The 20,973-nt window shown below is 72.4% G+C and carries 16 protein-coding genes and 1 tRNA gene; 11 read left to right on the top strand and 6 right to left on the bottom strand.

The genetic code is table 11. The annotated features are described in order from the left end of the window. Nucleotides 1–18 precede the first annotated feature (18 nt). The 3 genes from gltB to pyk all read left to right on the top strand — a co-directional run bounded on the left by gltB (nucleotide 19) and on the right by pyk (nucleotide 7,575). The gene (gene gltB / locus M3148_RS03475) at nucleotides 19–4,590 is read left to right on the top strand and encodes a glutamate synthase large subunit (protein WP_251303244.1); all 4,572 of its coding nucleotides are present in this window, start codon (nucleotides 19–21) and stop codon (nucleotides 4,588–4,590) included. Next, entirely contained in the window at nucleotides 4,583–6,079 is a 1,497-nt protein-coding gene (locus M3148_RS03470) for a glutamate synthase subunit beta (protein ID WP_251303243.1), read from the top strand. Before gltB ends, M3148_RS03470 begins: the two co-directional genes overlap by 8 nt. 71 nt (nucleotides 6,080–6,150) lie before the next feature. Beyond that, entirely contained in the window at nucleotides 6,151–7,575 is a 1,425-nt protein-coding gene (gene pyk / locus M3148_RS03465; RefSeq protein ID WP_251303242.1) for a pyruvate kinase, read from the top strand. Between the two features lie 115 nt (nucleotides 7,576–7,690). Here pyk and M3148_RS03460 read toward each other — a convergent pair whose 3' ends face one another. Beyond that, nucleotides 7,691–8,404 (bottom strand): hypothetical protein, encoded by a 714-nt coding sequence (locus tag M3148_RS03460; protein WP_251303241.1) that lies wholly within the window; start codon nucleotides 8,402–8,404, stop codon nucleotides 7,691–7,693. A 78-nt stretch (nucleotides 8,405–8,482) separates the two neighbouring features. On the opposite strand from M3148_RS03460, the gene M3148_RS03455 reads away from it, so the two are divergent. Beyond that, nucleotides 8,483–9,340, top strand: coding sequence for a DUF1353 domain-containing protein (locus tag M3148_RS03455; RefSeq protein ID WP_251303240.1), 858 nt, complete (start codon nucleotides 8,483–8,485; stop codon nucleotides 9,338–9,340). 69 nt (nucleotides 9,341–9,409) lie between these two features. On the opposite strand, the gene M3148_RS03450 is transcribed toward M3148_RS03455, so the two are convergent. From M3148_RS03450 to M3148_RS03440, 3 genes are all read right to left on the bottom strand, one after another. Then, nucleotides 9,410–9,628, bottom strand: coding sequence for a hypothetical protein (locus tag M3148_RS03450; protein WP_251303239.1), 219 nt, complete (start codon nucleotides 9,626–9,628; stop codon nucleotides 9,410–9,412). 128 nt (nucleotides 9,629–9,756) lie between these two features. Continuing rightward, nucleotides 9,757–10,443, bottom strand: coding sequence for a response regulator (locus M3148_RS18260; RefSeq protein ID WP_251303238.1), 687 nt, complete (start codon nucleotides 10,441–10,443; stop codon nucleotides 9,757–9,759). Then, nucleotides 10,427–11,665, bottom strand: coding sequence for a sensor histidine kinase (locus M3148_RS03440; RefSeq protein ID WP_251303384.1), 1,239 nt, complete (start codon nucleotides 11,663–11,665; stop codon nucleotides 10,427–10,429). The genes M3148_RS18260 and M3148_RS03440 overlap by 17 nt, the downstream gene beginning before the upstream one ends. Before the next feature lie 105 nt (nucleotides 11,666–11,770). Between M3148_RS03440 and M3148_RS03435 the strand changes: the two genes are divergently transcribed. From M3148_RS03435 to M3148_RS03425, 3 genes are all read left to right on the top strand, one after another. Beyond that, nucleotides 11,771–12,484 (top strand): hypothetical protein, encoded by a 714-nt coding sequence (locus tag M3148_RS03435; RefSeq protein ID WP_251303237.1) that lies wholly within the window; start codon nucleotides 11,771–11,773, stop codon nucleotides 12,482–12,484. 76 nt (nucleotides 12,485–12,560) lie between these two features. Further along, the gene (locus M3148_RS03430; RefSeq protein ID WP_251303236.1) at nucleotides 12,561–13,442 is read left to right on the top strand and encodes a manganese catalase family protein; all 882 of its coding nucleotides are present in this window, start codon (nucleotides 12,561–12,563) and stop codon (nucleotides 13,440–13,442) included. 74 nt (nucleotides 13,443–13,516) lie between these two features. Further along, nucleotides 13,517–14,698, top strand: a complete 1,182-nt coding sequence (locus M3148_RS03425) for an FAD-dependent oxidoreductase (RefSeq protein WP_251303235.1) — start codon at nucleotides 13,517–13,519, stop codon at nucleotides 14,696–14,698. A 16-nt stretch (nucleotides 14,699–14,714) separates the two neighbouring features. Here the strand turns inward: M3148_RS03425 and M3148_RS03420 are convergent. After that, nucleotides 14,715–14,788, bottom strand: a tRNA-Leu gene (locus M3148_RS03420). A gap of 185 nt (nucleotides 14,789–14,973) precedes the next feature. On the opposite strand from M3148_RS03420, the gene M3148_RS03415 reads away from it, so the two are divergent. After that, nucleotides 14,974–15,594 (top strand): ANTAR domain-containing response regulator, encoded by a 621-nt coding sequence (locus M3148_RS03415; RefSeq protein WP_251303383.1) that lies wholly within the window; start codon nucleotides 14,974–14,976, stop codon nucleotides 15,592–15,594. 14 nt (nucleotides 15,595–15,608) lie between these two features. Here the strand turns inward: M3148_RS03415 and M3148_RS03410 are convergent, their stop codons facing one another. Then, nucleotides 15,609–16,031, bottom strand: coding sequence for a PaaI family thioesterase (locus tag M3148_RS03410; protein WP_251303234.1), 423 nt, complete (start codon nucleotides 16,029–16,031; stop codon nucleotides 15,609–15,611). 133 nt (nucleotides 16,032–16,164) lie between these two features. Between M3148_RS03410 and polA the strand changes: the two genes are divergently transcribed. From polA to M3148_RS03395, 3 genes are all read left to right on the top strand, one after another. Further along, the gene (gene polA, locus M3148_RS03405) at nucleotides 16,165–18,792 is read left to right on the top strand and encodes a DNA polymerase I (protein WP_251303382.1); all 2,628 of its coding nucleotides are present in this window, start codon (nucleotides 16,165–16,167) and stop codon (nucleotides 18,790–18,792) included. A gap of 28 nt (nucleotides 18,793–18,820) precedes the next feature. Then, a complete protein-coding gene (locus tag M3148_RS03400) occupies nucleotides 18,821–19,612 on the top strand; it encodes a class I SAM-dependent methyltransferase (RefSeq protein WP_251303233.1) in 792 nt (263 codons plus the stop codon). A 260-nt stretch (nucleotides 19,613–19,872) separates the two neighbouring features. Then, nucleotides 19,873–20,898, top strand: a complete 1,026-nt coding sequence (locus M3148_RS03395) for a 6-phosphofructokinase (protein WP_251303232.1) — start codon at nucleotides 19,873–19,875, stop codon at nucleotides 20,896–20,898. Nucleotides 20,899–20,973: the final 75 nt, after the last annotated feature.

The raw sequence follows: 20,973 nt of genomic DNA, 5'->3' as shown, positions 1-20,973 counted from the left end.
AAGCAAGGGGAACGCACCATGGGCCCGATCCACGGAACCACGCCGCAGCCGGGGGCGCCGCCGCGCCAGAGTCTCTACGACCCCGCGTACGAGCACGACGCCTGCGGCGTCGCCTTCGTCGCCACGCTCCGTGGGACCCCGGGCCGCGACATCGTCGAGGCGGCCCTCACGGCCCTCGCCAACCTCGACCACCGCGGGGCCGTGGGCGCCGAGCAGGACACCGGCGACGGCGCCGGCATCCTCCTGCAGGTGCCCGACGCGTTCCTCCGCGCCGAGCTGCCCTTCGCGCTCCCGGAGCCCGGCCACTACGCCGTCGGCCTGGCCCTCCTCCCCGGTGGGAACGGCGCGTCGACCGAGCGTGCCGCCGCCGTGGCCACCATCGAGCGCATCGCGGCCGAGGAGGGCCTGCGGGTCCTCGGCTGGCGCGAGGTGCCCGTCGTCGAGCACCTTGTCGGCCAGATGGCCCGCTCGACGATGCCCGCCTTCCGCCACCTCGTCGTCGCCGACGCGGACGGCGAGCGCTCCGGCGTCGCGCTGGACCGCCTCGCCTACCGGCTGCGCAAGCGTGCCGAGCACGAGCTCGGCGTCTACTTCGCCTCGCTGTCCTCCCGCACGCTCGTCTACAAGGGCATGCTCACCACCGTTCAGCTCGCGAGCTTCTTCCCGGACCTCGGCGACCCCCGCCTCGTCAGCACCCTGGCGCTCGTCCACTCCCGCTTCTCGACGAACACCTTCCCGTCGTGGCCGCTCGCGCAGCCCTTCCGGATGGTGGCGCACAACGGCGAGATCAACACCGTCCGCGGCAACCGGAACTGGATGGGCGCCCGTGAGGGCGTCGCCTCGAGCGAGCTGCTCGGCGACCTCGAGCCGCTGCTGCCCGTCTGCCCGCCCGGTGCCAGCGACTCCGCGTCCTTTGACGAGGTGCTCGAGCTGCTCCACCTCGGTGGCCGCTCACTGCCCCACGCGGTCCTCATGATGATCCCCGAGGCGTGGCAGAACCACGCCGAGATGGACGCGGCGCGGCGCGCCTTCTACGAGTACCACGCGACGATCATGGAGCCCTGGGACGGGCCGGCCGCGATGACCTTCACCGACGGCACCCTCATCGGCGCCGTCCTCGACCGCAACGGCCTGCGCCCCGCCCGCTACGTCGTCACCGAGGACGGCCTCGTCGTCCTCGCCTCGGAGTCCGGCGTCCTCGACATCGACCCGGCCACGGTCGTGCGCAAGGGCCGCCTCGAGCCGGGCCGCATGTTCCTCGTCGACACCGCCGCCGGGGAGGTCGTCGACGACGACGCCCTCAAGGACGAGCTCGCCGCCTCCGCCCCCTACGGCGACTGGCTCGCCGAGCACACCCTCCACCTCGCCGACCTGCCCGACCGTGAGCACGTCCTGCACTCCCGGTCCTCGGTGGGGCGCCGCCAGCAGGTCTTCGGGTACAGCGACGAGGAGCTGCGCATCCTCCTCGCGCCCATGGCCCGCACCGGCGCGGAGGCGCTCGGCTCGATGGGCACCGACACGCCCCTCGCCGTCCTGTCCACCCGGCCACGGACGCTCTTCGACTACTTCGCCCAGCAGTTCGCCCAGGTGACCAACCCGCCGCTCGACGCGATCCGCGAGGAGCTCGTCACCTCCCTCGGTGGAGCGATCGGCCCCGAGCCGAACCTCCTCGCGGAGGACCCCGAGCACGCCCGCAAGCTCGTCCTGCCCTTCCCGACGATCGACAACGACCAGCTCGCCAAGGTCGTCAACGTCGGCAGCGCGCGCGCCGGCAAGGGGCTGCGCTCCGTCGTCGTCTCCGGGCTGTACCCGGTGGCCGGTGGGGGAGCGGCGCTCGAGCAGCGGCTGGGGGAGATCTTCGCCGACGTCGACGCCGCGATCGAGGACGGCGCGAGCTTCATCGTCCTGTCCGACCGCCACTCCACGGCCGCCCTCGCCCCGATCCCCTCGCTGCTGCTCACCGCGGCCGTGCACCACCACACGCTGCGCCACCGCACCCGGACCAAGGTCAGCCTCCTCGTCGAGGCGGGGGACGTGCGCGAGGTCCACCACGTGGCCCTCCTCATCGGTTACGGCGCGGCCGCGGTCAACCCCTACCTCGCGATGGAGAGCGCCGAGGAGCTCGTCCACACGGGCGTCGTCACCGGGCTCACCCCGGAGCAGGCCGTCTCCAACCTCATCCGCGCCCTGGGCAAGGGCGTGCTCAAGGTGATGAGCAAGATGGGGATCTCCACGGTCTCCTCCTACCGTGGCGCGCAGGTCTTCGAGTCCCTCGGCCTGTCCCGCGAGCTCATCGCCCGCTACTTCACCGGCACCCCCGCCCCGCTCGACGGCGTCGGCCTGGACGTCCTCGCGGCCGAGGTCGCTGCCCGCCACGCGACCGCCTACCCGCCGTCGGGCATCTCACCCGCCTCCCGTCAGCTGCGGACCGGCGGGGAGTACCAGTGGCGCCGCGACGGCGAGCCCCACCTCTTCGACCCCGAGACGGTGTTCCGGCTCCAGCACGCCACCCGCAGCCGCCGCATGGACGTCTTTCGCGACTACACCCGCCGCGTGGACGAGCAGGCCGAGCGACTCATGACGCTGCGCGGGCTGTTCCGCCTGCGCGAGCGTGCCCCCGTCCCGGTGGACGAGGTCGAGCCCGTCAGCGCGATCGTCAAGCGCTTCTCCACCGGCGCGATGTCCTACGGCTCGATCTCCGCCGAGGCGCACGAGACCCTCGCGATCGCGATGAACTCCCTCGGCGCGAAGTCGAACAGCGGCGAGGGCGGGGAGGACACCGACCGGCTTCACGACCCGCGGCGCCGCTCGGCGGTCAAGCAGGTCGCCTCGGGCCGCTTCGGTGTCACCGCGGACTACCTCACCAGCGCGGACGACATCCAGATCAAGGTCGCGCAGGGCGCCAAGCCGGGCGAGGGCGGGCAGCTGCCCGGCACCAAGGTGTACCCGTGGGTTGCCGGGACCCGGCACTCCACCCCGGGCGTCGGCCTCATCTCGCCGCCGCCTCACCACGACATCTACTCGATCGAGGACCTCGCCCAGCTCATCCACGACCTCAAGAACGCCAACCCCGAGGCGCGGGTCCACGTCAAGCTCGTCAGCGAGGTCGGCATCGGCACGGTCGCGGCCGGCGTCGCCAAGGCGCACGCCGACGTCGTCCTCGTCTCCGGCCACGACGGCGGCACGGGGGCGAGCCCGCTCACCTCGCTCAAGCACGCTGGCGGCCCGTGGGAGCTCGGCCTGGCCGAGACCCAGCAGACCCTCATTGTCAACGGGCTGCGCGACCGGATCACCGTCCAGACCGACGGGCAACTGAAGACGGGCCGCGACGTCGTCATCGCCGCCCTGCTCGGCGCGGAGGAGTACGGCTTCGCGACGGCGCCGCTCGTCGTCGCCGGCTGCATCATGATGCGCGTGTGCCACCTGGACACCTGCCCGGTCGGCATCGCGACGCAGAACCCCGAGCTGCGCGAGCGCTTCACCGGCAAGGCCGAGCACATCGTCGCCTTCTTCGAGTTCATCGCCCAGGAGGTGCGCGAGCTGCTCGCTTCCCTCGGCCTGCGCTCCCTCGACGAGGCGGTGGGCCGGGTCGACCTGCTCGACACGGACGAGGCCGCCGGGCACTGGAAGACCGCCGGGCTGGACCTCTCGCCGATCCTCGCGGACGTCGATCCGGCGCCCGGCACCGCCCGCCGCCGCATCCGTGCCCAGGACCACGGGCTGGAGAAGAGCCTGGACGTCACCCTCATCGAGCGGGCGCGCCCCGCCCTCGACGACGGCGTCCCGGTCCGCCTCGACCTGCCGGTCCGCAACGTCAACCGCACCGTCGGCACGCGCCTGGGCCACGAGGTCGTCAAGCGCCACGGGGCCGCGGGCCTGCCCGACGGCACGATCGACATCACCCTGCGCGGGACCGCGGGCCAGTCCTTCGGCTCGCTCCTGCCGCCGGGGATCACGCTGCGCCTGCTCGGCGACGCCAACGACTACGTCGGCAAGTCGCTGTGCGGCGGTCGCGTCGTCGTCCGGCCGGAGGAGGAGTCGCGGCTCGTCGCCGCGGAGAACACCATTGCCGGCAACGTCATCGGCTACGGCGCGACGTCCGGTGAGCTCTTCCTCTCCGGCCGCGTCGGCGAGCGGTTCTGCGTGCGCAACTCCGGCGCGACCGCTGTGGTCGAGGGCGTCGGTGACCACGCCCTCGAGTACATGACCGGTGGCACCGTCCTCATCGCCGGGCCCACCGGCCGCAACCTCGGGGCGGGCATGTCGGGCGGCACCGCCTACGTGCTCGACCTCGACCGGGGTCGGGTCAACGCCCCCGCGGTGGCGGACGGCGAGCTGCTCCTCGTCGCGCTCGACGCCGAGGACCGCTCGATCGTCCTCGACCTGCTCCGCCGCCACCGCGAGCACACCGGCTCCGCCGTGGCCGCCGAGCTCCTCGCCGACGCCGACGCCGCGTGCGCCCGCGTCACCAAGGTCCTGCCCCGCCGCTTCGCGGCCGTCTCCGCCGCCCTCGCCGACGCCGCCCAGGAGGGCCTGGACGCCGGTTCCCCGGACGTGTGGAGCACCATCCTGGAGGTGTCCAATGGCTGACCCCCGCGGTTTCCTCGCCTACCGGCAGCGCGAGCTGCCCGCCCGCCGCCCCGTCCCGGTGCGGATCCTCGACTTCCGCGAGGTCTACGAGCGGCGGCAGGAGGACGCGCCCGCGCTCGTCCGCCAGGCCACGCGCTGCATGGACTGCGGCGTGCCCTTCTGCCACGCCGGCTGCCCGCTGGGCAACCTCATCCCGGAGTGGAACGAGCTCACCCGCCGCGAGGACTGGGAGGCGGCGATCGGCCGGCTCCACGCGACGAACAACTTCCCGGAGTGGACCGGCCGCCTGTGCCCGGCGCCCTGCGAGAGCGCGTGCGTCCTGGGCATCAACCAGCCCGCGGTGACGATCAAGAACATCGAGCAGTCCATCGCGGACACCGCCTGGGACCGGGGGCTCGTCATGCCCCAGGTGCCGGACCGGCAGACCGGCCGGACGGTCGCCGTCGTCGGCAGCGGCCCGGCCGGCCTGGCCGCTGCTCAGCAGCTCACGCGCGCCGGCCACACGGTCGCCGTGCTCGAGCGGGACGACCGCATCGGCGGCCTGCTCACCTACGGCATCCCGGACTTCAAGATGGAGAAGGCCCAGGTGGACCGCCGGGTGGCGCAGATGGCGGCCGAGGGCACGATCTTCCGCCCGGGCGTGGACGTCGGCACCGACGTCACCGGCGAGCAGCTCCGGGAGCGGTACGACGCCGTCGTCCTCGCGCTCGGTTCCACGGTCCCGCGCGAGGTGCCCGTCCCGGGCCGGGACCTCGGAGGCGTCCACGTCGCGATGGACTACCTCGTCCAGTCCAACAGGGCCGTGGCCGGCGACGACGTCCCGGAGCAGGTGACGGCGGCCGGCAAGGACGTCGTCATCATCGGTGGCGGCGACACCGGCTCGGACTGCTTCGGCACGGCACGCCGGCAGGGCGCCCGCTCGGTCACCCAGGTCGACATCAACGTACGCCGCGGCGAGGACCGCGCACCGGGGGAGCCGTGGCCGACCGACCCGCGGGTCTTCACGGTCTCGACCTCCCACGAGGAGGGCGGTGAGCGTCTCTTCGGCACCGCCACCCTCGAGCTCGTCTCCGACGGCAGCGCCGGTCCCGAGCAGGTGACGCACATCCGGATGGTCGAGGTCGTCCGGCACGCCGACCGCTCCACCACGCCGGTCGAGGGGACCGAGCGGCTCATCCCCGCGCAGCTCGTCCTCGTCGCCGTCGGCTTCGAGGGCGTGCCTCGCGGGGGGCTCGCCGACCAGCTCGGCGTGGCCGTCGACGAGCGCGGGCGTGTCGTCCACGACGAGATGTTCGCCACGTCCGTGCCCGGCGTCTTCGTTGCCGGTGACGCCGGCCGCGGCCAGTCCCTCATCGTGTGGGCGATCGCGGAAGGCCGGTCCTGCGCGGCTGCGGTGGACCGGTACCTCGACGGCGGCAGCGGCCTGCCCGTTCCCGTGACGGCGTCCAGCGCCCCGCTGGGAGCCGGGATCTCGAGCCTGGGCGCCTAGACCACCGGGAGGGATGTTCGCCGGGCGAACGTCCCTCTCACCTGGACGAGTCGGGCTATAGGCTGGTCACCATGCGTAGAGCAAAGATCGTGTGCACCCTCGGCCCGGCCACAGAGTCGGCCGACCAGATTCAGGCGCTCGTCGATGCCGGCATGGACGTGGCCCGGATCAACCGAAGCCACGGCTCCGCTGCCGAGCACGAGGTCGTCTACAACCGCGTCCGGGACGCCGCCCAGGCCTCCGGCCGCGCCGTCGCCGTCCTCGTCGACCTGCAGGGGCCGAAGATCCGCCTCGGGCGGTTCGTCGAGGGGGAGGTCGAGCTCAGCGAGGGCCAGACCTTCACCATCACCACCGAGGACGTCCCGGGCACCGCGGAGATCGCGTCGACGACGTACGCGGGCCTGCCGGGTGACTGCACCCCCGGTGACCGCATCCTCATCGACGACGGCCGCGTGGCCGTGCGGATCCTCGAGGTCGACGGCCCCCGCGTCGTCACCCGCGTCGAGGTCGCCGGCCCCGTCTCCAACAACAAGGGCCTCAACCTGCCCGGCGTCGCCGTGAGCGTCCCGGCCCTGTCGGAGAAGGACAAGGAGGACCTGCGCTGGGCGCTGCGCCTCGGCGCCGACGTCATCGCCCTGTCCTTCGTCCGCTTCGCCGCGGACATCGACGACGTCCACGCGATCATGGACGAGGAGGGACGCCGCGTCCCCGTCGTCGCCAAGATCGAGAAGCCGCAGGCCGTGGAGAACCTCGCCGAGATCGTCAAGGCCTTCGACGGCATCATGGTCGCCCGCGGTGACCTGGGCGTCGAGCTCCCGCTCGAGGAGGTCCCGATCGTCCAGAAGCGGGCCGTCGAGCTCGCCCGCCGCAACGCCAAGCCGGTCATCGTCGCCACCCAGGTGCTCGACTCGATGATCTCCAGCCCCCGCCCCACCCGCGCCGAGGTCTCGGACTGCGCCAACGCCATCCTTGACGGCGCGGACGCGGTCATGCTCTCCGGCGAGACCTCGGTCGGCCAGTTCGCGATCGAGTCCGTCCGCACGATGGCCCGCATCGTCGAGCACACCGAGGAGGAGGGCGGGGAGCGGATCGCGCCGCTGGGCACCACCCCGCACACCCGCGGTGGTGTCATCACCAAGGCGGCCGCCGAGATCGCCGAGCTGCTCGGCGTGAAGTACCTCGTGACCTTCACCCAGTCCGGTGACTCCGCGCGCCGGATGTCGCGCCTGCGCTCCTCGATCCCGCTGCTCGCCTTCACCCCGCTCTCGGCCACGCGCAGCACCTTGGCGCTGAGCTGGGGCGTGCAGACCTACGAGGTCCCCGAGGTCGCCCACACCGACGAGATGGTCGCGCAGGTGGACAAGGTCCTCACGAGCTCGGGCCTGGCTGAGGACGGCGACCACATCGTCATCGTCGCCGGCATGCCCCCGGGCCAGGTCGGCAGCACGAACTCCATCCGGGTCCACAAGGTCGGCGAGCTGCCCAGCTCGAACTGACAGACGGTCGCCACCGACTGACGCACAGCCCCGCCGGGTCCGCCCGGCGGGGCTGAGTCGTCCCACGACGACGTGGGACGGGGCACCGGCGCCGGCGTGACCGCGGAGGGCGGGCTCAGGCGGTGGTCGCGCTGCCGCCGGTCGCGGGCGGGGCACCGAGCGCCCCCGCGATCCGCTGCTCGACGGCGTCGGTGGCGGCCGTGGGCAGGACGACGAGTCCCTCGAGCTCGCGCGTGACGCGACGGTAGGCGGACTGCCGCTCGGCCTGGCCGGCGGCGGGGTCCTCGGCGAGGGCGAGGAAGCGCTTGGCGCGCACGAGAGCCTGCTGCTCGCTGGGCGAGAAGTCGGAGGTGCGCCGTCGCCGTGCCTCCTGCTCGGCGCGGTCGAAGGCGGTCTCGTAGTGGCGCACCGCCTCCCGGTAGGCGGCGAGGTCGGCCGGCTCGGTGAGGAGCTGCTCCGGGTCCTCGGGCCGCGCGGCCTCGGCGTCCCGCCGTGCCCGGTGGAAGTCGACGGTGAGCGGCTCACGCATGTCGGTGATGAGCGGGTAGTCGATGAGCGCGGCGACGTCGAGCTCGTAGCGCAGCCAGCGGGCGTTGACGGCGTCGTGCCGGGCCACCGTGCGCTCCACCTCGGTCCGTGTGGCGGTGGCCTGCTCGGCCGCCGCGACGCGGGCGCCGTACTTGATCCGGGCCAGCTCGAGCCGGTCACGGCGGCGCCGCTCGTCCCACTTGCGCACGTTCTTGACGACGGCGCCCGCCGAGCCACCGAAGGCCGCCCCGAGCGGGAACACGAGCCACCAGTAGGCGCCGACGAACTCGAAGAAGCTCACGCTCGGGAGTCTAGCGACGGCGTGCCCGGGTGGATGTCGGTCCCCGGCCGTAGCCTCGGGAGAGAAGGGGGTGGGGGCATGCCGTTCGTGAGGGAGCGCGAGGGACGGTGGCGCACGTGCCCCACCGTGGACCTGCGCCAGCTGGCTGGGAACGGGCGCACCCGTTTCGAGGTCCTCGAGGAGTTCGGCTACACGCGGCTGCCTCCGGACGAGCGCGACGCCACCGGCCCCACGTGGTCGCGCGCCGCCGTCGAGCACATCGTGCCGGCCGGCTTCGTCACCGACCTCGCCTCCGTCCCGTCCGTCCTGTGGGGCGTCATCGCGAGCTATGGCCGCCAGACCCTCCCGGCGGTGCTCCACGACACGCTCTATGCCGCTGCACGCGCCGCGCGGGCCACGAGAGCTCGGCGCCTGCGCCGGGAGGCGGACACGCTCTTCCGCACCACCCTCCGGCTCACCGGGGTGGGGCCAGTACGGCAGTGGCTCATGTGGGCGGGGGTGCGGACCTTCGGCAGCCCAGCGGTCGTCGTCCCGCTCGTCGTGCTCGGGATCGTCCTGCTGGGGGTGGGCGTCCTCGCGCTGGGCGGCTTGCTCACGGCGCCGCCGGTCGCGCTGGCGGCCGTCGTGGCGGCGCTGGTGGCGCTTCTCGTCGCCCTGGTCGTCACGAGCGTCGAGGAGGGCTCTGACGGGCGTGCGCGGCTGCGTCCGGCGAGCCTGGGCCCGCTGCTGGGCGCGTCTGCGCTCGTGCTCGTCGCCGCGGCGCCGATCATCGTCGTCATCGTCGTCACGACTCTCGTGCGCGTCGTCGTCGAGCTGGGGGAGAGCCCGGTGGCCCACCCCGGGCGCCCCGTGGAGGAGACGGCACCGACGGCGCGGATCACGTGGTCACCGCTGCTGGCCCGGGTGCCGGTGCGTGCAGAGCCGTCGGTGGACTGACGGGCCCGGAAGACAGCATGACCGCGGAGACCGGTCTCCCGGCTCCGCGGTCATGGAGAAGTCACTGACTCAGATGCGGCACCAGATCCACCACGGCACCGCGGTGCAGAAGGAGACCTGCGGGGTGATCTCGCCGCCACCCGGCGTGGAGACGACGGGCTGTGTGACGACAGGAGTCGGGCCACCGGGAAGCTCGTGGCTCCCGGGCACGGACGCGGCCGCCGGCGCCATGGACAGACCGACGACCGCCAGGGCGACGGCCGCGGTGCGGACGATGGTGCTCTTCATCAGGGCCTCATTCTTCAGGAGAAAGGGGTGGAGGGTTCTCCACATCGTCCCCGCCCAACGTCGTGAGAGTCATCCTTCGAAAGTAGGAAGACACTCCCCCTGGAGGACGATTTGTGGTCAAGTGCCGATCAGCGCACCAGGCGCCTCTCGTAGGCATACACGACGATCTCGAGCCGTGAGCCGACCCCCATCTTTCGCATGATTGACGAGACATGTGTCTTGACCGTCGTCTCCGCGACGAAGAGCTCCTCGGCGATCTGGCCGTTGGACCGGCCGCGGCAGAGCAGCTCGAGGACCTCGTGCTCGCGGGAGGAGAGCCCGATGTCCGAGGCCTCGGCGGAGCTGGGGGTGCGCAGCAGGTAGTTGTCAATGAGCCGGTCGGTCGGCCCCGGAGAGACCACCCGGTTGCCCCGGTGGGCGCGGCGGATCGACTGGACGAGGTCCTGCGGACTGGTGTTCTTGAGGAGGAACCCGGCCGCGCCGGCGTCGAGCGCCTCGAGGAGGAACTCGTCCTCGTCGAAGGTCGTGAGGAGGACGATGCGCAGCTGGGGGAACTCCTTGCGCAGCTGGACGGTCGCCTCGATGCCTGTCATGACCGGCATCTGGATGTCCATGATGACGAGGTCCGGATCGTGCGTACGGACGAGGTCGCGCACCTGCGAGCCGTCCTCGCCCGTGCCGACGACGTCGATGTCGTCCGCCGTCGCCACGTAGCTCTGGAGCGTGGTGAGGACCATGGGATCGTCGTCCACGAGGAGCACGCGGATCGTGTCCTTGTCGGTGGGTCCTGCGACACCCTCAGTGCTGTGCGGCACGCTCTACCTGTCCTTCGCTCACGGAGCTGATCGTCGGGATGGAGGCCTGGATGATCCATCTCCCATCATGATGACGTACGGCCAGGCTGCCTCCGACCGCCTCGACTCGTTCCCGCACGCCGATAAGGCCCACGCCCGAGCTGAGTGCGCTGTCCGCCTCCGCGCCCTCACGGGCGTCGTTGAGGAACAGCGCCCGCGTCTCGACATCAGTGCGCTCGATCATCACGGTGCACGGCGCGCCGGGTTGGGCGTACTTCACCATGTTCGCCGTGCACTCCTGGATGACGCGCACGAGTGCGGTGCGCACGGAGAACGGCAGCGGGAGGTCCACGTGGTCCTCGACGTGCACCTGCAACGAGTGGCCTGCGCGTTCCAGGGAGGCACGGGCTTCGTCGAGCGCCCGCTGGAGCGTCGGGGCGGCAGCGGCGATCGCAGCCGGCATGTTCTCCGCGTCTGGCCGCCGGCTGCTGCTGTCCTCGGTCCGCAAGATCTTCAGCACACCGCGCATGCTGACGACGGACTGGCGGCCGATGGCTATCGCATGGTCGATCTCCTCGAGCACCTTCGGGTCATCGATGCCCGCGAGCTTGGCACGCTCGAGCGCCATGATGATCGAGGTGATGTCGTGGATAGACGTGTCATGGAGTTCCCGGGCGAGATCACGACGCTGGCGGGCCAGCTGCACCATTGAGGTGCGCTGGATCCGGTCCACCGACTTGAGCATCGATCGGACGGCCTCCCCGATGACGCAGGGGAGCAGGAAGATCGACAGCCACGTGACGAGGTCGGCGAGCGGGATGTCGGTGGGCTCGACCACCGTGAGGAGGACGACGACCGCGAGGACGTAGAGGTACCCGATCTGACGCGGTCGGGACGCGACGAGCACGCCGGCAATGAGCAGCGAGGCGACGATCGTCAGGGAGAAGGGATGGAAACCGAGGACCACCTCTGCGACGACCAGCGGGAGGGACAGTGCCGCGGCCACGACCGGCCACCGCGCCAAGCCGTACAGGACGAGGACGGCGGTGACCTGGACGATCGTCAGTGTCGTCGGCAGGTCATCGACTTGACTGATGTACAGCTCCCAGCCGAGCAGGCAGGTGACGCCGACGTAGAGCAGGACGCGGGCGCGCGCGGCCCAGCGCCTCTTCGTGTCGGGCTCCCGGCCGAGGCGGGAGGCCGCACGAGCGGTTGCCGTGCTGAAACGTCCTCTGAGGTCCATCACCGCGAATCGTTCCACACCCGGGTGCCGCGCGGGACGCGTTTCCGCGTGGCGCGGGCGAGCGGTCCGGGTGCGCGTCGCGGCCGCGACGTCGATCCTGGCCCGATGGCACCACGAGTCTCCCGCTCCGTCCCCGCCACCGTCGCACGGGCGGCCGCCGCGGCAGGCGGACAGCTCGCCGGCGTCGTGCTCGGGGCCTTCGGCCGGCTGCGGCGCGGCAAGCCCCTGCACCCGCGCGGCACCGTCCACGAGGCGCTCCTCACGGTCTGGGGCGTCGAGCGCCCCTGGCAGGTCCCTCTCCTCGACGAGGCGGGCGAGCACCGCGGCGTCGTCCGCGTCTCCCGCGCCGCAGGGCTGCCACCGCCCCTGCCGGACGTCCGCGGCCTGGCCCTGCGCCTGGAGGAGCCGACGGGACCGGTGGACCTGCTCCTGTCGACCACCGGCGTCGGTCCCCTCACGCGCTACGTCCTGCTCCCGCGCCTCACCGAGCGCTGCCCGATGACCACGCTCCTCCCGGTCCGCACGCCCACCGGCCCGCTCCTCCTGCGTCTCACGCCGGTCGCGTCCGGCCCCGCCACCCGGACGTGGCTGCTCGCCGCGGCGCGGGCCAGCGGCCCCTGGGAGCCTGCGGGCCGGCTCGTCACGACCACCCGGCCGGTGCACCCCGACCCGGACCCGCCGTTGCGCTTCGACCCGGTCCGCCACCTGCCCGCGGGCGTGAGCCAGTACCCGTGCGTGCGGCTCGCGCGCGACCCGTCCTACGTCCGTTCGCGGCAGTGGTCCCCGCCCTCGCGCTGGCGTCGGCGCCGGGGTGCGTGACGCCCACGACGGCGTGATAGTGGGCAGGCCATGACCCGGCCCACACCGCCGACCGGGCGACCCATGAGGAGGCAGGATGTTCTTCCACAAGCAAGAGCTGCAGTTCAACGCCACTCCCGACAAGCCGGACGCCGTGTATGCCCGCAAGCTCCAGGAGGTGCTCGGCGGCCAGTACGGTGAGATCACCGTCGCCATGCAGTACGCCTTCCAGGGCTGGAACATGCACATCCCGGGCAAGTATCGCGACCTCGTGTTCGGCATCGGCGCCGAGGAGTTCGGCCACGTCGAGATGCTCGCCGTGATGATCGCCCAGCTGCTCGAGAAGTCCCCGCTCGGCATCACCGCCGACGCCGTGCAGGCCGACCCCACCGTCGCCGCGGTCATCGGGGGTACCGACGTCCAGCACGCGATCGTCGCCGGCGCGGGCGCCCGCCCGGTCGACTCGATGGGCAACCCCTGGCAGGGCTCGTACGTCACCGCGAGCGGCAACCTCCTCGCCGATTTCATGGCGAACGCGAACGCCGAGATGCAGGGCCGCCTCCAGGTGGCCCGGCTCTACCACATGACCGACGACTCCGGCGTCCGGGACATGCTCGCCTTCCTGCTGGCCCGCGACACCATGCACCAGAACCAGTGGCTACGAGCGGTCGAGGAGCTCAAGGCGGACGGCCTGGAGGAGCTGCCGGTGCCGAGCAACTTCCCGCAGAAGAAGGAGCACACCGAGGTGTCCTACCAGTACCTCAACTTCTCCGACGGCGAGCACGCCAAGGACGGCAGCTGGGCCTCCGGCCCGTCCATCGACGGCAAGGGTGAGCACACCTACCACGACGGCCCGACGACGTCGGCGCCCATGCCGCCGCCCACGCGTCCTGACGCGCGGATCTACGGCACGACCGACGTGCCCAACCGCGTGGAGAAGATCGCCGGCGCGGTCCAGGACAAGCTGCACCGCGAGTAACCCGCCCCGGTGCACGGGGGCCGGGTCACGCGGCGCGGCCCCCGTCAGCACCACCCCGAGAGACTGGAGTCACGATGACCAGGCGGCACGATGTCGTCGTCGTCGGCGGAGGCAACGCCGGCATCTCCCTGGCGGCACGCCTGCGCCGGCTCGGGTGCCCGGACGTCTGCGTCGTCACGCCCGATCAGGACCACCTCTACCGCCCGCTGCTCAACTTCGTCGCGGGCGGCCAAGCACCCTTCGACCGGCTCACCCGGCCGATGCGGGACGTGCTCCCCGAGGGCTGCACGTGGGAGGCGAGCCCCGCGGTGTCCGTGGACACCGACGCGCGCGAGGTGACCCTCGCGTCCGGTACCCGCATCGGCTACACCGACCTCGTCCTCGCTCCCGGCCTGGAGCCTGACATCGCGGCGACGCCGGGGCTGGGGGAGGCCATGGACCTCGGCTGGTCACGGACCTCCTACCTGCGTGACACGGTCGAGGCCACGTGGGACGCGATTCGCGGGACCGAGAGCGGGCGTGTCATGTTCACCATCCCGCCCGAGCCGGCGCCGGCCGGTGGGACCGCCCTCAAACCGCTCTTCCTCGCCTGTGACCTCTGGCGCGCCCGCGGCGTCCTCGGCAGCATCGACGTCCACCTCGTCACGCCCTACGACGCCGTCCTCGACCTGCCCTTCGTCGACCGCCACCTCCAGCCGGCGCTCGAGCGCTTCGGCGTCACCGTCCACCACCGGGCCACCGTCGCCGGAGTCGACGCCCGGGGCCGGACCGTCACGGTCGCGAGCGACAACGGCACCCGGGAGCTCGACGACGTCAGCTGGGCCTCGGTGGTCCCGCGCTACCGCGCGCCCGGCTGGGTGCGGCCCTTCGCGGGGGAGCACCCCGCCGGTCTCGTGGACATCGACGCGGAGACCCTTGCGCACCGCACCGTCCCGCGGCTGTGGAGCCTGGGTGACGTCGCCGACACCGGTACCCGGCCCTCCGGCGGCGCGCTGCGCCGCCAGGTCGCGATCCTCGCCGACAACATCCGGGCCGCGCGTACCGGCCGACCGCTCCAGCGCTACGACGGCTACACGGTCATCCCGATCACCGTGGACCGCCGCCGGCTGCTGCTCGCCGAGTTCGACCGCCACGGCACGCCCACGCCGAGCATCAGCGCGGTCGACCTCACCGTCCCCCGCCGGCCGCTGTGGTTCTTCGACCGCTACGTCGAGCCGGTCGTCTACTACCGGCGCCTGCTCAAGGGCAAGGTTTGAGCCTCACGCGCATCGGTGCCCCGGGCGGGACTCGAACCCGCACTGTGCTGATTTTGAGTCAACCGCCTCTGCCAATTGGGCTACCGGGGCGAGCGCACCGTCACCTTAGCGGTCGCGTCTCCCACTGCCCAACCCGGCCCGGGTGTGGAGAAGATGCGGAGGATCACTGTTCTGTCGGGGTGCCGCCGGGCAGTCGAGGCGGGCGGGCGAGTAGTGTTGTCGCCGTGAGTGAGAACAACGAGGCCGGCCCGGTCGAGGCTGCCACTGCCGATGACATCGTCCTGCCCGTCCGCGAGGACGTGCCGAAGGCTCCTGAGGGGGACGCGCGCCGCGTCGTCGTCGCCGAGGACGAGACGCTGATCCGTCTCGACATCGTCGAGACCCTGAAGGAGGCGGGCTTCGACGTCGTCGGCGAGGCACCGGACGGGGAGACCGCGGTGCGGCTCGTCACCGAGCTTGAGCCCGACGTCGTCGTCATGGACGTCAAGATGCCCGGGATGGACGGCATCTCGGCGGCCGAGAAGATCATGGCCGACCGCACCTGCGCCGTCGTCATGCTCACCGCCTTCTCCCAGGCCGAGCTCGTCGAGCGGGCCCGTGACGCCGGTGCGATGGCCTACGTCGTCAAGCCGTTCACGACGGCGGACCTCCTGCCCGCGCTCGAGATCGCCATCTCGCGCTTCCAGGAGATCAGCTCCCTGGAGTCGGAGATCGCCGACCTCAACGAGCGCTTCGAGACCCGCAAGCGCGTGGACCGCGCCAAGGGCCTCCTCATGACGAAGATGGGCCTCACCGAGCCCGAGGCGTTCCGCTGGATCCAGAAGACCTCGATGGACCGCCGCCTCACCATGCGTGAGGTCGCCGACGCCGTCATCGACCAGGTCGGCGCCAAGTAGTCGCCGTCGGCCGCCTACGTGCGGTCGACGAGCATGCACGTGAGACGGGCGGTGCACACGCGCCGCCCGTCCTCGTCGGTGATGGTGACGTCGTAGGTCGCCAGCCGCCCGCCCAGGTGGAGGGGGGTGGCGACGGCGGTGACGAAACCCGAGCGGACCGCGCGGTGGTGCGTGGCGCTGAGGTCGACGCCGACCGCGCCCCGGCCCGCCCCGGCGTGGAGCGTCGCCGCCACGGAGCCGACCGTCTCGGCCAGCGCGGCCGACGCGCCGCCGTGGAGCAGACCCACGACCTGTGTGTTGCCCTCCACCGGCATCCGGGCCGAGACGCGCTCCGAGCTCACGGTGAGGAGCTCGATGCCGAGGCGCTGGGTGAGCGTGCCCAGGTCGCCGACGGAGTCCTGGAGGCGCGCGAGGAGGTCGGGGTCGGTGCTCGTCATGGGCCCAGCCTGCCACGCCCCCGGGCGCCCACCGGCTCGTCGCTGGAGCGCGGTGTCGGTGCCGCCACCTAGGGTTGGGGGCGTGAGCACGAGCACCGACCGCCCCCGCCTCCTCGTCGTCGACGGCCACTCCATGGCCTTCCGCGCTTTCTACGCCCTGCCCGTGGAGAACTTCTCGACGACGACCGGCCAGCCGACCAACGCCGTCTTCGGCTTCACGTCGATGCTGATCAACCTGCTGGCCGCGGAGGAGCCCACCCACATCGCCGTCGCCTTCGACGCCGGGCGCACCACCTTCCGCACCGAGCAGTACAGCGAGTACAAGGCCACCCGGGACGCCACCCCCGAGCCCTTCCGCGGGCAGGTCGCCCTCATCGTCGAGGTGCTCGACGCGATGGGCATCCCGCACCTCACCAAGGAGGGCGTCGAGGCGGACGACATCATCGCCACGCTCGCCACGCAGGGCGCGGCCGACGGCCTCGACGTGCTCGTCATCTCCGGTGACCGCGACACCTTCCAGCTCGTCCGTGAGGACGTCACCGTCCTCTACCCGGTCAAGGGCGTCTCCTCGCTGGCCCGGATGACCCCGCAGGCGGTCCTCGATAAGTACGGGGTGCCGCCCGAACGCTACCCGGACGTTGCGGCCCTCGTCGGCGAGACGAGCGACAACCTCCCGGGCGTGCCCGGGGTGGGACCGAAGACGGCCGCCAAGTGGATCGGCGTCTACGACGGCCTCGAGGGCATCCTCGCGCGCGCCGAGGAGGTCACCGGCAAGGCCGGGCAGTCGCTGCGCGACAACCTCGAGCAGGTCGCCCTCAACCGCAAGCTCAACCGCCTCCTCACCGACGTCGAGCTCCCGGTCAAGGTGGACGACCTCGCCCGCAAGGCGGTGGACCGTGAGGCCGTCCACTCGGTGTTCGACGCCCTCGAGTTCGCCGTCCTGCGCGAGCGGCTCTTCGCCAGCCTGCCCGCCGAGGCGGCCCCCGCGGCCGACCAGGGCGTCGACGTCGACGTCACCGCCCTCGGGCCGGGGCAGCTCGCCGGCTGGCTCGAGCCGCGCCGCGGGCGGCTGCTCGGTCTGGAGGTCACCGGGACCTCCGCGCAGGGCACGGGGGACGCGTGGGCACTCGCCCTCGCCGACGACGCCGCCTCCGCCGCTACCCTCGACCTCACCACGATCACCCCGGAGGACGACGCCGTCCTCGCGGCGTGGCTGGCCGACCCCGCCGCACCGAAGACGCTCCACGACGCCAAGGCCGCGGCCCACGCGTTGTCCGGGCGCGGCCTGACCCTCGAGGGCATCGCCTTCGACACCGCCGTGGCCGCCTACCTGTGCCGCCCCGACCAGCGCCGCTACGACCTCGCCGACCTCACGCTGCGCCACCTGCGCCGCGAGCTCGTCGCCGAGGAGGGTGCCGGCGGGCAGGGGATGCTCGTCCTGGACGACTCCGCCGCCGGGCGGCAGGCCGGAGTGCGCGCCGTCGCCGTCCGCGACCTCACCACCGTCCTCCAGGGCGAGCTCGAGGACCGCGGCGCCGGCCACCTCCTCGCCGACCTCGAGCTGCCCGTCCTCGGGGTCCTCACGCGCATGGAGCGCGCCGGGATCGCGGCGCACCTCGAGTACCTCCGCGAGCTCGAGGACCGTTTCGGCACCGCCGTCGAGGACGCGGCCGCCGCCGCGTACGGCGTCATCGGTCACGAGGTCAACCTCTCCTCCCCGAAGCAGCTCCAGGAGGTGCTCTTCACCGAGCTGGAGATGCCGAAGACGAAGAAGACCAAGACCGGCTACACGACCGACGCCGACGCCCTGGCCGACCTCTTCGCCAAGACGGAGCACCCCTTCCTCGCCCACCTGCTCGCCCACCGAGACGCGATTCGGCTGCGGCAGACGGTCGAGGGGCTGCTGCGCTCGGTCGCCCCGGACGGCCGCATCCACACGACCTTCCACCAGACGATCGCCGCCACCGGCCGGCTCAGCTCGACCGACCCCAATCTCCAGAACATCCCGGTGCGCACCGAGGAGGGCCAGCGGATCCGCCGCGGCTTCGTCGTCGGCGAGGGCTTCGCCACCCTGCTGACCGCCGACTACTCCCAGATCGAGATGCGGATCATGGCGCACCTCTCGGGGGACCCGGGCCTCATCGACGCCTTCCGCAGCGGGGAGGACCTCCACTCCTACGTCGGCTCGCGCGTCTTCGAGGTACCCACCGACCAGGTGACGAGCGCGATGCGCGCAAAGATCAAGGCGATGAGCTACGGCCTGGCCTACGGCCTGTCCGCCTTCGGACTCTCGCGCCAGCTGCGGATCGAGGTCGGTGAGGCCCGCACGCTCATGGACGACTACTTCGAGCGCTTCGGCGGGGTGCGCGACTACCTCGGCGGGGTGGTCGACGAGGCGCGCCGCACCGGGTACACCGAGACGATCATGGGCCGGCGGCGCTACCTCCCCGACCTCACGAGCGACAACCGCCAGCGCCGGGACATGGCCGAGCGGATGGCCCTCAACGCGCCGATCCAGGGCAGCGCCGCCGACATTATCAAGGTCGCGATGGTCGAGGTCGAGCGCGGACTCCACGCCGCCGGCCTGAGCTCGCGCCTGCTGCTCCAGGTCCACGACGAGCTCGTCCTCGAGGTGGCACCCAGGGAGGAGGAGACCGTCGAGACGCTCGTCCGGGAGCGGATGGCCGCCGCCGCGGAGCTCCAGGTGCCCCTCGACGTCTCCGTCGGTCACGGCCGCTCCTGGCACGAGGCCGCCCACTGAGGCCGGCAGTGGCGGGCAGGTCACGAGCATGAGCGGGGTGGGCTTCTGGGAGGTCGACTCGGCGGCGGCAGCGCGCGCGAACGGCAGGTGGTGGAGCGAGAACGCGGCCGAGTACATCGACGAGCACGGGGCCTTCCTCGGCGACGCCGACTTCCGCTGGTGCCCCGAGGGGCTGCGCGAGGAGGACGCCGGCCTGCTCGGTGACGTCAGCGGCCTCCGCGTGCTCGAGGTGGGCGCCGGTGCCGCCCAGTGCTCGCGGTGGCTCACCGGGCGCGGCGCACACGTGCTGGCCACGGACATCGCCCCCGGCATGCTCGCCCAGTCTGCCGAGCTCGACCGCCGCACCGGCCGGCGGGTACCGGCCGTCGTCGCCGACGCCCGCGCCCTGCCGCTGGCCGACGAGAGCGTCGACCTCGCCTTCACGTCCTTCGGCGCGATCGCCTTCGTCCCCGACGCCGCGCGCGTCCACGCCGAGGTCGCCCGCGTGCTGCGCCCCGGGGGCCGCTGGGTGTTCGCCGTCGTCCACCCGGTGCGCTGGGTCTTCCCCGACGACCCCACGTCCGCCGGCATGCGGGTGCTGCGCTCGTACTTCGACCGCACCCCCTACGTCGAGACCGACGGCGACGGCGCACCCCTCTACGCCGAGTACCACCGCACCATGGGGGACCACGTCCGGGAGGTGACTGGCGCCGGGCTCGTCGTCGACGACGTCGTCGAGCCGGAGTGGCAGGAGGAGAACCGGCAGGTCTGGGGCGGGTGGGGCCCGCTCCGCGGGCGCTACGTCCCGGGCACCGCCATCTTCGTCACCCACCGCGCCTGACCGAGGCCGGGAGGGGCGGGCGGAATCCGGCTGTCGGTGACGGGAGTGAGGGCCGGCGACAGGGAGCGGCGGGCGGAATCCGGCTGTCGATGACGGGAGTGAGGGCCGGCGACCGGGAGCGGCGGGCGGGATCCGGCTGTCGGCGGCTGGTGGCGGCGTCGGCGGGGGACCTTCGGCGGCGAGTGGCACGGCGGGGCGCCGATAGGGTGGTTCGTGGTCCCGGCGCCCCGGCGCCACCCCCGAAGTACAGGAGCCCACACGTGCGAATCGGTCTGCTCACCGGTGGCGGTGACTGCCCCGGACTCAACGCGGCGATCCGAGCGGTCGTCAAGCGCGCACTGGGGGAGTACGGGCACTCGATCATCGGCTTCCGCAACGGGTGGAAGGGCGTCGCCGAGGGCGACATCATGCCGCTCACGCGCAACGACATCCGCGGCGTCCTCGACACCGGTGGCACCCTGCTCGGCACCGCCCGCTACCACCCGCACTCCGCCGACGGCGGTATGGACGCCGTGCGCGCCACCCTCGAGGCCGAGCGGATCGAGGCGCTCATCTGCATCGGCGGCGACGGCACCCTCCACGCGGCGAGCAAGGTGGCCGAGACGGGCATCAAGATCGTCGCGATCCCCAAGACGATCGACAACGACGTCGCCGGTACGGACCGCTCGATCGGCTTCGACACCGCGGTCCACATCGCCACGGAGGCCATCGACCGGCTCCACACGACGGCGGAGAGCCACAACCGCGTCATGGTCGTCGAGCTCATGGGCCGCTCCGCCGGGTGGATCGCCGTCGAGGCCGGGATCGCCGGCGGCGCGGAGGTCGTCCTCACCCCCGAGGAGCCCTTCGACATCGACAGGGTCACCCGCTACCTCAAGCACCGGCACCGGGCCCACGCCTCCTTCTCGATCGTCGTCGTCGCCGAAGGGGCCATCCCGGCCGAGGGCTCCTCGATGGAGTGGGAGACCAAGTACGGGAAGTTCGGGGAGATCGTCTCCGGCGCCATCAGTGAGCGGGTCGCCGAGGAGATCGCCGCGCGCACCGGGTTCGACACGCGAGTCACCGTGCTCGGTCACGTTCAGCGTGGCGGCACCCCGCTGCCCTCCGACCGCATCCTCGGTTCTCGCTTCGGCGTCGCCGCCGTCGACGCCCTCCAGCAGGGCCGCACCAGCGTCATGACGGCGCTGCGTGGCGAGGAGGTCGTCCTCGTGCCCCTCGAGGAGGTCGCGGGGAAGGCCAAGCCGGTCCCGGAGGAGCTCATCCGGGTGGCCAACGCGCTGGCCTGAGCGATTCTTGTCCCCGCCGGTCGGGACGAGTAGGATCACCCGAGGTGACGTGTGCTCGCGGCTGGCGACACCTTG

Source organism: Georgenia satyanarayanai (genome assembly GCF_023715365.1).
GTDB classification, from domain to species: domain Bacteria; phylum Actinomycetota; class Actinomycetes; order Actinomycetales; family Actinomycetaceae; genus Oceanitalea; species Oceanitalea satyanarayanai_B.
Note: the sequence above shows the minus strand (reverse complement) of the source record. Positions and strands in the feature narration are given on the sequence as shown.

Excerpts from the sequence above, each read along its gene's own strand:
- M3148_RS03425 (WP_251303235.1), top strand. The coding sequence starts at position 13,517 with ATGACCAGGCGGCACGATGTCGTCGTCGTCGGCGGAGGCAACGCCGGC.
- M3148_RS03410 (WP_251303234.1), bottom strand. The coding sequence starts at position 16,031 with ATGACGAGCACCGACCCCGACCTCCTCGCGCGCCTCCAGGACTCCGTC.
- M3148_RS03450 (WP_251303239.1), bottom strand. The coding sequence starts at position 9,628 with ATGAAGAGCACCATCGTCCGCACCGCGGCCGTCGCCCTGGCGGTCGTC.
- M3148_RS03455 (WP_251303240.1), top strand. The coding sequence starts at position 8,483 with ATGCCGTTCGTGAGGGAGCGCGAGGGACGGTGGCGCACGTGCCCCACC.
- M3148_RS03470 (WP_251303243.1), top strand. The coding sequence starts at position 4,583 with ATGGCTGACCCCCGCGGTTTCCTCGCCTACCGGCAGCGCGAGCTGCCC.
- pyk (WP_251303242.1), top strand. The coding sequence starts at position 6,151 with ATGCGTAGAGCAAAGATCGTGTGCACCCTCGGCCCGGCCACAGAGTCG.
- M3148_RS03435 (WP_251303237.1), top strand. The coding sequence starts at position 11,771 with ATGGCACCACGAGTCTCCCGCTCCGTCCCCGCCACCGTCGCACGGGCG.
- M3148_RS03440 (WP_251303384.1), bottom strand. The coding sequence starts at position 11,665 with ATGGACCTCAGAGGACGTTTCAGCACGGCAACCGCTCGTGCGGCCTCC.
- M3148_RS03430 (WP_251303236.1), top strand. The coding sequence starts at position 12,561 with ATGTTCTTCCACAAGCAAGAGCTGCAGTTCAACGCCACTCCCGACAAG.
- gltB (WP_251303244.1), top strand. The coding sequence starts at position 19 with ATGGGCCCGATCCACGGAACCACGCCGCAGCCGGGGGCGCCGCCGCGC.
- polA (WP_251303382.1), top strand. The coding sequence starts at position 16,165 with ATGGCCTTCCGCGCTTTCTACGCCCTGCCCGTGGAGAACTTCTCGACG.
- M3148_RS03400 (WP_251303233.1), top strand. The coding sequence starts at position 18,821 with ATGAGCGGGGTGGGCTTCTGGGAGGTCGACTCGGCGGCGGCAGCGCGC.